This is a genomic window from Virgibacillus oceani (assembly GCF_041521345.1).
Taxonomy (GTDB): Bacteria; Bacillota; Bacilli; order Bacillales; family Amphibacillaceae; genus Virgibacillus_N; species Virgibacillus_N oceani_A.
The window spans coordinates 45,530-54,316 of record NZ_JBGOHB010000033.1; the positions used below are offsets into that span (position 1 = coordinate 45,530).

Annotated in this window: 9 protein-coding genes and 1 pseudogene; 5 read left to right on the forward strand and 5 right to left on the reverse strand. The window is 37.2% G+C overall.

Annotated elements, in window-relative coordinates; all coding sequences use genetic code 11:
• The first annotated feature begins 5 nt into the window (after nucleotides 1-5).
• The gene (locus ACDX78_RS19300) at nucleotides 6-170 is read left to right on the forward strand and encodes a hypothetical protein (protein ID WP_486029937.1); all 165 of its coding nucleotides are present in this window, start codon (nucleotides 6-8) and stop codon (nucleotides 168-170) included.
• Between the two features lie 1,082 nt (nucleotides 171-1,252).
• On the opposite strand, the gene ACDX78_RS19305 is transcribed toward ACDX78_RS19300, so the two are convergent.
• A complete protein-coding gene (locus tag ACDX78_RS19305) occupies nucleotides 1,253-1,951 on the reverse strand; it encodes an N-acetylmuramoyl-L-alanine amidase (RefSeq protein WP_486029939.1) in 699 nt (232 codons plus the stop codon).
• A 394-nt stretch (nucleotides 1,952-2,345) separates the two neighbouring features.
• Here ACDX78_RS19305 and ACDX78_RS19310 point away from each other — a divergent pair, with 394 nt between their 5' ends.
• On the forward strand, nucleotides 2,346-2,549 hold the full coding sequence (locus tag ACDX78_RS19310; RefSeq protein WP_486029940.1) for a hypothetical protein: 204 nt from the start codon (nucleotides 2,346-2,348) through the stop codon (nucleotides 2,547-2,549).
• A gap of 166 nt (nucleotides 2,550-2,715) precedes the next feature.
• Here ACDX78_RS19310 and ACDX78_RS19315 read toward each other — a convergent pair whose 3' ends face one another.
• The 4 genes and pseudogenes from ACDX78_RS19315 to ACDX78_RS19330 all read right to left on the reverse strand — a co-directional run bounded on the left by ACDX78_RS19315 (nucleotide 2,716) and on the right by ACDX78_RS19330 (nucleotide 4,457).
• Nucleotides 2,716-3,039 (reverse strand): hypothetical protein, encoded by a 324-nt coding sequence (locus ACDX78_RS19315; RefSeq protein ID WP_486029942.1) that lies wholly within the window; start codon nucleotides 3,037-3,039, stop codon nucleotides 2,716-2,718.
• Between the two features lie 36 nt (nucleotides 3,040-3,075).
• Nucleotides 3,076-3,213, reverse strand: a pseudogene (locus ACDX78_RS19320) (sunset domain-containing protein); the annotation flags it as partial.
• A 473-nt stretch (nucleotides 3,214-3,686) separates the two neighbouring features.
• Complete coding sequence (locus ACDX78_RS19325) at nucleotides 3,687-3,929, reverse strand: hypothetical protein (protein WP_486029943.1); 243 nt, start codon at nucleotides 3,927-3,929, stop codon at nucleotides 3,687-3,689.
• Nucleotides 3,930-3,974: 45 nt separating this feature from the next.
• Nucleotides 3,975-4,457, reverse strand: coding sequence for a competence protein ComK (locus tag ACDX78_RS19330; protein WP_486029952.1), 483 nt, complete (start codon nucleotides 4,455-4,457; stop codon nucleotides 3,975-3,977).
• A 409-nt stretch (nucleotides 4,458-4,866) separates the two neighbouring features.
• Between ACDX78_RS19330 and ACDX78_RS19335 the strand changes: the two genes are divergently transcribed.
• The 3 genes from ACDX78_RS19335 to ACDX78_RS19345 all read left to right on the forward strand — a co-directional run bounded on the left by ACDX78_RS19335 (nucleotide 4,867) and on the right by ACDX78_RS19345 (nucleotide 8,005).
• A complete protein-coding gene (locus ACDX78_RS19335; RefSeq protein ID WP_486029945.1) occupies nucleotides 4,867-5,100 on the forward strand; it encodes a hypothetical protein in 234 nt (77 codons plus the stop codon).
• A gap of 532 nt (nucleotides 5,101-5,632) precedes the next feature.
• Complete coding sequence (locus ACDX78_RS19340; protein WP_486029947.1) at nucleotides 5,633-7,078, forward strand: glucuronyl esterase domain-containing protein; 1,446 nt, start codon at nucleotides 5,633-5,635, stop codon at nucleotides 7,076-7,078.
• Between the two features lie 606 nt (nucleotides 7,079-7,684).
• Entirely contained in the window at nucleotides 7,685-8,005 is a 321-nt protein-coding gene (locus ACDX78_RS19345; protein ID WP_486029954.1) for a DnaD domain protein, read from the forward strand.
• Nucleotides 8,006-8,787 lie beyond the last annotated feature (782 nt).

The following is an 8,787-nucleotide window of genomic DNA, read 5'->3' on the forward strand; positions in this document are numbered from 1 at the left end:
TATACATGGGTGTGAGGTTAATTGTTCAAAATACAGCTGCGCTTTTTGAAACCATGTATCTTCATATCAATTTTGAAGACCTTGAACTTGGTGAAATAGTGAAACAGCCTCCTTATTTAAAGATTATTGTTATAACGGTAAGTGGAGTAGATGTATTTTTCCGAATTTGAGTCTGAAAATTAGGTAAATTAATCTTGTATCAACGATAAAAAAGAATAAAAACTAAAGAGAGAAATCATATATTTTTTAGATTTTACCATTCATTCTTTTGTAAATTGTTCTTTTTGCAGGAGTCTATTTGGTGGTTTGTCATCATTAAAAATGCCATTTGAGAACCTGTTCATTTTTTTGATTGATCTAATATCACTTGCGTGGCATGGTGGTAAGTTCATCTTGCGTTGCGAGAGTGAATAGATTTAAAACTGAAAATCATTGGAAAATGCAGTTGCAGGAAGCTGTTATAGTAATACTTAAATTCCCATTTATTTAATTTTTATTAATTGTTTTTTGTCATTTTTAAGAAAAATCAGATCATGTCGAATCATGAGTCTTCTAAATATTATATAGAAGTTTAACAAAATAGAAAATGAGTAATTAGTACAAATTGTATTCATTATTACTTAACGAATAGTAGGAAAATAGGAGAGATGGTCTATGTTTGTTCTTTAAGTTAAAAATGCTAAACCCCCATTGAAACTTAGAAAGTTAAGTTTAGTAATGTTATTTGGCCCCAGAATTCTAAGCAATTATATTAGTATATAAGTGCTAGTTAAATTTTTTTGAACCACAGGGATGAACCACAGGGACAGGCTCCTTGGTCCACAATGTTTTAGAGATCCAAAGAAGGAGGTACCCTGGTAAACACAGTAGTGGCCGAGACTGAGTGTTCAGATTACCCGGTCTATTTTTGGGTTTCACTTTAATATCCAAAACAGTTATTCTGCGAGCTGGTGGGTCTCTTCCTCAAATAATTCTTGGATGATAAATAAACTTTGCTGTAGTATAATGGTCATTTATTTCTCAAACTCGTTGGGGCACAAGGGCTACGAATTATGATATTCGTTCTATTATAAAGAAGGCATAATTCTCTTTTTTTGAGAACTATACCTTTCTTTTTTAGAGGTTTTTTCAGTTTCCTTCACAAAAAGAGGATTTTTATTACTGAAAGGGAATTTTAAATTATTGAAAGAGGATTTTTGAATTACAGAATATCTATCTTTTTAATCCTGTTCTTTTTGAGAAACGCTTTTACTTACTCTTGCACGATATAAACGTCATACCCTGCATTACTAGCTTGATCAGCAAGTGCTTGAGCATTGCCTCTGTCGCTAAATGCCCCAATTTGAACTTTAAAAAGACCGCCTTCATGCACGATAAAGTTATCAAATCCTGCTGCTGTTGCTTCATTGGCTAATTGCTCGGCATTTTCTCGTACACTAAATGCCCCAATTTGAACTTTATAAAGAGTGGGTGGTCCTTGGTTTCCGATACCTGCTTTAAATTCATCCCATGTTGGTAATAGCTTTCTTGGACAATATTTACCACTCCAATGGCTATGGGAAACAACATTACTTAATGAAATATTATTCGTACTCATCAACTGATTGATAAGCCATTGCGCATTTTCTGTCGCCCTATTGAAGTTACCATCACTATTCTCGCAAATTTCAATTCCAATAGATCTAGTATTACCACTACCTGAACCATCACCTGCATGCCACCCTTGCTGAAAGTCTTCAAGCGTTTGCCATATTTCCGTGTCATCTACAGTGTAATGCCAACTAGCTTGTCGGCCACCACTACCATTATGCAGATAATTTTTATGCATTTCAGCATTTGCTCCATGTGACGTATTAGCCGTATTGTGAACGGTAATATAAAGTGGTGTCATTGTACGTCCCGGCACATTTGAAGCGTTTTGTGGCAGAATAGCTCTTTTAATTTGAACCATTATTGATCATCTCCTTTACGAGATAATCTATGTACTATCAAAATGCCTGTACATTATAAACAACTAAAAAAGAGTAGACCTTTGTAACCGTCAAGTGAAAATGATTTTTACGCATATTTGGTGAATGAACTAGTATCCATGAGTCAAGTGGTATCTAGTTTGTATAATCTTTATCTTTTGAATATATCGATAATGTGGTATAGTATACTTAATAAATGACAGGTAGCTGCACACTGGAATATTTTTTTGGGAATGGAAATCAGAATATATAATATGTTTCAGTGTGATAAAAGAATAGAGTTTAAATAATAAATTTATCAGCAAGAAGTACTTTGTTTGGGATAGAAATTATTTCTGAAATCAAAAGATCAGAATGAGAAAGGAGGAAAATGAAATGAAATTTGGAGTGAGAAAACCCAGTTTAAAAAAGAGTGTTAAAGCACGGACAACTGGAAAAATAAAAAGGAAAGCAAAATCTGCTGTTAACCCGATGTATGGCAAGAAAGGCGCAGGATGGGTCCGGAATCCCAAGAAAGCAGCTTATAATAATGTTTACAAGAAGACATCATTTAGTATATTTGATTTGTTTAAAAAGTAAGTCTCAAATCTAGAATGAGGGATTTTTTATTGATCAATTCGGCTTTTTCATAATATCTGTAGAGAAAAAATGGGGGCAAATAACCCCCTCTTTATGTATATCTCGCTGCAAAACGACTATGAAAAATTAGATTACATATATTCCAAATTGCTGTTTCCCTTGAGAATTAATGCTGTCCTTTTCCCTCCGTCACACGCGGCATCGGATTCAACAACAAAAGCATTTCCAATCCAGTGAGTTCAGGCAGCCGTTCGACGAAACCATTCAGCTCTGTTTTTGTACCAAAACTGAAAGCGGCTAAATCCTGGATGGGAAAGAAAGCGTCTTCATTCTGTGCCAATTCGAAAACTCGTACAATAAACATGTTGTCCTTTCCCTCCGAGAGCACGGCAAATCTCAAATCCGGGTGTTCTGCTGAAAAAATGGTTGATTCTACGTTCATTTCCTCCAGCATACTATTGTCAGAACGCACTTTCTTTTCCGAATTCATAGCATTTCCCCTTTCATTTTTTATGATTGCTTGCCGCTAATTCCTGGGTGCTCTATAACCGGCATTTTCAGCTTCTTCAGTGGAACAGAACCACTGGACGACATTGGTTGTCCGGTCATAATAGGTGCTCCCTGGCACATGATAGATTCCACTTTCACTGCCTTTAATATCGCAAGCTGCATCTTCAGTGTCGTTGTTGTCATTATCGCTGGAAGCGCTGACTTCCGTGCTGCTTTCCGAAGTGGTAGAATTACCAGAGTTACTTGCTGAATTTGTGGAACTATCAGAGCTACTGCTGGAGGTGCTTGTACTGCTGTTACTTGACTCGGTAGTAGAAGATGCTACTTGCTCTTCTGCCTGCTCTAATTCTACCATTATATCTTCAAAATCATCAGTTAATTTTTTATTTTCTTCCTCCAATTTGCTGTATGTTTCTTCGAGATCTTGATAGTCTGCTGTGATCAAATCATATGTCTCAGTTAGGTCGCCGTACTTCTCTTCCACTTCTTCCAATAGGGACAAAAGATCCACGTTCTCAGCTTCCAACAGCTGCATCATTCCCCACCAAACTATGACACGCAACAAAACACCAGAGAAGCAACCCGTACCCTTCCCCAACATCTAACACCCCAGAAGCTTATCAACCTCTATTGCACTTTGATGGACAGGAGTTCGGAAATTACTGCTGATAATTCCTCATTCTCTGTCACGGCATCTGATAATTTCTGTGTTGCTTCAGTTGCAGGGGAAAGGCTGCCAGCTGTAATAATGAATATAAATAAAGCGGAAAATGTAACAAGGATTTTTTTCCAAAGCGCTGTCTCTTTGCGATATTTCCAAACATAGACTAATGCAGCAATAAGTAAACATAATAGGATGACTAAAGCCATTTTTTCACCTTGGCTTGGGTGTTTGTTGCGGAATTTTCCAGTTGATTATTTTATTTTGGAAGGCATAGAGGCAATGTCTTCTTGGGGTAATGAATACGTCAACCTGCAAGCGCTGGTTCGCTCCATCTGTTTATGAATCATGTAGCTGGAGATATCCAGTGGGATTTGCATGCCATTTTTAAATGGAATAATCGATTTTGTCGGCGTTTTCTTCGATGTCGGGTGATTGATCACTGAATGGATATGATTGGGGAACAGCCACATGCATTCGAAATCGGTTGGTGCGTGGGTGGGAAAGGTGTAGATTTCTCTCTTGATGCTGATTGGGATGGGTACCTTTCTTTTAAAGCCGGTATGATACATTGCTGCACCCCGTCTTCCCTGATAAGTAGCGCCGTGATCCAGACAGGCAGCTTTCACAAGCTGGATCGGCGTTTTTTTAATGAAATACTGTTTGTGTTGTTCACAGGCAATGGTGGCATAGTTCATGTGCCTTGCAGGGAGTAAAGCAAGGGTGTGTTTGTTTATTTGTAATTATTGTAAATTAATTGGGATATTTTGATAAGGTAGGAAAGAACTATTTTTTCGTTAATTTGTAAACTGGGTTAGCACTTAATGCCTATTTGCTATGAAAAATCGACATAGTAATTAAGTTTACGGCAAAAAGTAGGCTATATCTATCTATGAAAAAATTCCCATTTTTTTAAGCTGTAATTAAAATGAATTAGGCTCAAAAATGTATATCAATAACAGAGCAAGGTGGATTGAAAATTCTACGGTGACTGTCCCGGTGATCCGGTTGAAGTTGGGGCTGAAGAAGAGTTTTTTTAAAAGAGCCAGGACTGAGCTGAAAGAAAAGGGAGATATTGATTATTTTTCGCGGACCAGAAATCAAGCTCAAGTTTATCGGATGGTGAGGTAGAGCGGGGGAGAGGTGGTGATAGAGGGTGACGATACTGAGCATATCGGTTCAGGAGATACTGTCGCTTGTTCGACTCCCGTAGACTTAAGCCAGCAGCCGGATTCCCAAAGAAGCTTCCTTCTAATCGGGAAACGGGGCGGTCTAGGAAGAAGATATGGACCACCTTACAGACAAGGGTGCAAGCCCATCATTAAACATAAAGACAAAAAAAGAGCTGAAGTATGCGCGGAAGGCGGATTTGCCAGGTGATGCTGATAAGGAAACGGAAGAGATAAAACAAATGCTGAAGAATTTGGGGAGGAGGTCTTCTGAGATATGAACAAAAAAGGGGGGGGAACCTATGTATACTTTACTCAGTTAAAGTCATTGCTATCATACATTTGTAAGGCTTTTTTAAAGAAAGTTAAAATACTACTTTTATTCTTAAACAACTCTTATTAAATCCATAAAAATCTTTCTGATAAATAAATATTATTTCTTATTTTTATATTAGATTTATTACAGACTAATGAGATGTTTATGATTAACTTTAAGTAGTTTTTACTATAAATTTGTTTTTATAATAGTATATAAGTTCCGTTTTTTGTGATAAGTATTTTATTTTCATTGAATAATTGTTATGCTTACCTAACATTTCAAAAAATTAACAAAATATTTTTAATGGGGGGTTATGAAGAGTGGGGTAAAATAGGAAATTGAAAGCAAAACTTCTGAGTTCAATAGGTTAACTCAAAAAGTAATAGAAATGAGCTTAAGAAAATATATGATAGGAGGCACATTAATGAAATTTGGAAGGTTATTATTATTGATAACGTTTACTATAGTTATTTATAGCTCTATAATCACAGTTGCCAGTGCAAATGATGAAATTGGCAGTCGGCAGGTGCCTAATCCTCTAATTACATTAGAAGGTGACAAAATAGAAAATAAGGCGCAATGGCAACAGGTTAGACGACCAGAAGTCCTTGAACTATTCCGTGATAATATTTACGGTAGAGCATCGGTTGATCGTCCGGATTCATTGGAGTTTGATGTTGTTGACGTTAAAGAGGATATGATGGATGGTGAAGCTACGCGAAAGCAAATTGATATATCTTATGAGGGGCCGAATGGAGAAGATGAGTTTCGACTGCTTCTTTTTGTTCCAAATGATATAGATAGACCAGTTCCAACTTTTTTATTCATGAATAATCGTGGATATGAGAATATGGATCCGGATCGAGAAGAAAAAACGGAGTTCTGGCCAGCAGAAGAAATTATTGATAATGGCTATGCGGCAGCTGTGTTTCAAGTTTCTGAAGTTGCTCCAGATTCACCTGATTCATTTGATGAAGGTGTCCATGGTGTTTTTGATCCACAAGAAGAAACACGAGCTTCTGACGCATGGGGAACAATTGCGGGATGGTCATGGGGAGCAAGCCGAGCAATGGATTATTTGGAAACTGAACTAACTATCGATTCAAATAGAGTTGGAGTTGTCGGCCATTCCAGGGGTGGAAAAGCAGCGCTTTGGGCCGGAGCTATAGATGAGAGATTTGATTTGGTAATAAGTAATAATTCCGGAAATACAGGTGCTGCCATTTCTCGAGGAAAGGTTGGTGAAACGATAGAAGACATTAACACTAGCTTTCCTCATTGGTTTAATGAAAACTATAAAAGTTACAATGGAAATGAGTATGACCTTCCTGTTGACCAGCATATGCTTATAGCATCAATGGCACCTAGGCTGGTTTACGTATCAAGTGCATCAGAAGATACATGGGCTGATCCGGAGTCTGAGTTTTTATCATTAAAGTATGCAGAATCTGTATATCAATTGTTTGGTATGGAAGGACTGGAGATAAACAATATGCCAGACAATGACACGCCCTCGCATGGAGAAGGGATGGGTTACCATGTGCGAACAGGAGAGCATAATTTAAAGATATATGATTGGGAAAACTTTATGGACTTCTGGGAACCATCGAATGCTGATAGTATAAAGAGGTATGTGGACCGATTTAAGGAAGAGGGGTATTTCGAAAATGATGCAGCCCCGCATGCTCTGCAGCTTCATTTGACAGCGATTAATCAATACGAGAAGCAAGAAGAGGTAGAAAAGGTATCCAGGCACTTAGAAGGTTTTAAGGATTTGCTTGAACATCAATTAGATTATGAACTGATTTCCGAAGATGCCTATCATACCCTAGTTAGTCTGACCAACACATTGATGAATACATGGAATTGATGTTTTGGCACAATTATTGTCTGAGTAGTGGATGAGCTCTATAAGCTTGCATGGTCAACTACCTGTGTGAAATCATAAGCGTTATATAGAGCAGGGGTCGATAAACTATCTCAACATAAAAAATACAAATGAGATCTTCCTTATACAACACAAAAGGGAGATCTTTTTCTATTTCAGTTGAAGTAACTAAATGGAGTCCCATAACGAAAGTATAAAATCCATTATATGGATAGAGTAGTGAACTAGACAGCTTTCAATAGCTGGATCAGTATTCTCCTTAATGAAAAACTGTTTGTTCAAACAACTTGTTTCATCGTGGTAAATGTACTCTTTATGTATATTGTTTAAAGACGGCTTTATCGCAATGGGGTGTTTAGAATGAAATAGTGTAGATTAAACAAAACTGAGGGAATTGGGGTAAGCTTCCATTTGTGCCAAGGTGATAGCTTGTCACAGATGGCTCCTAGTCTGGTGGGAGATGGCGGGTTAGTGGATCAGGTGGAGGACGAGGGTGTTGGCCCACCTTAGGGCCCAGGATGCGGGGCTTAAATTAAACAAAAAGAGAATGAGAAGAAACAAGACAATATTATTTCAGCAGGTGGAGCGATTGCATTTTTCCAGGATAATTTCGGTGTTGCCAGTTCTTATGTAAGCGGAGAAATCCTTCATTGGGTGAATCAATCAGGTGAGCAGCTGGTTTTGCATGTCATGAAACGTGCACTCGATCGAGGGAAAGCTAGCTGGGGATATGTGCGGTCTATTTTGGAGAATTGTCAGGATAAAGGGATTAGTAGTTTGGAGGAGGCGAGGGAAGAGGAAATGCGGTTTAGGGAGAGAAAGGTGTCTCGAGGCAAGGCACGAATGATTGGAAATGGAGCAGCTGCTGGGAAGTGGTGCCGGAGTGGTTTTGGGAGCGGAAGAGGGTGAGAAGAGATTGGCGGGAACGTGAGGAGGAATCTGGAATGCGAGAGGACGTTGAGAAAGAGACGGAGGAGATTAGGCAGATGTTGGTGGAGTTGGAGTAGGGGATTGCGTTTATGTGATTTAGTGTAATTGTTTGCATTTTGTCGTTAATTGTCGAACGAAAGGTGTAAAAAATGTCGAGGTATTATAGTAAAATAGAACTAGCATCTGATAGAATGGTACTAAGCAATTACTTCTTAGTAAATAACTACAAATCCAAAGGTTTGTTAGTTGGGATTAAGAGTGAGACTCGTAAGAACTAAACATAGAATATAGACTATGTGTTACATATACCTATTACTAAATAGCTTCAACGACAGATAGATTAAACATTATAAATTATTGTGACTTCAAGACCTAGGCATAAATTAGTTTATTTTTTGCTGGGTCTTTTACTATTTTAAAACCTTTCCTAACCGTAAGATTAATTGTTAAAAAATAGATATTACTTACAGCATTTGACTGATTCTTGGAAATACTTCTAGATAATCAATAATTTTATAACAGAAAAGTTGTAAAGCGGTAATTTAGTAGATAGGTTTATAATTATCTATTTTTAGTTTGAAATCAATTTATATAAAACATCCGGAATATTATGTGTATATTTTAATTATATAAATATGGTTAGCACCCAAAAACTAAGGTTTTTATTTTAATTTACAATCCCAATCCATAAAAAAAGTATTTTCTTTGGTTCAGAAGTCTATTTTTTATTTTGAAAAAGAAATCCCACCACTTTATACGGT

Excerpts from the sequence above, each read along its gene's own strand:
- ACDX78_RS19340 (WP_486029947.1), top strand. The coding sequence starts at position 5,633 with ATGAAATTTGGAAGGTTATTATTATTGATAACGTTTACTATAGTTATT.
- ACDX78_RS19300 (WP_486029937.1), top strand. The coding sequence starts at position 6 with ATGGGTGTGAGGTTAATTGTTCAAAATACAGCTGCGCTTTTTGAAACC.
- ACDX78_RS19305 (WP_486029939.1), bottom strand. The coding sequence starts at position 1,951 with ATGGTTCAAATTAAAAGAGCTATTCTGCCACAAAACGCTTCAAATGTG.
- ACDX78_RS19315 (WP_486029942.1), bottom strand. The coding sequence starts at position 3,039 with ATGAATTCGGAAAAGAAAGTGCGTTCTGACAATAGTATGCTGGAGGAA.
- ACDX78_RS19310 (WP_486029940.1), top strand. The coding sequence starts at position 2,346 with ATGAAATTTGGAGTGAGAAAACCCAGTTTAAAAAAGAGTGTTAAAGCA.
- ACDX78_RS19325 (WP_486029943.1), bottom strand. The coding sequence starts at position 3,929 with ATGGCTTTAGTCATCCTATTATGTTTACTTATTGCTGCATTAGTCTAT.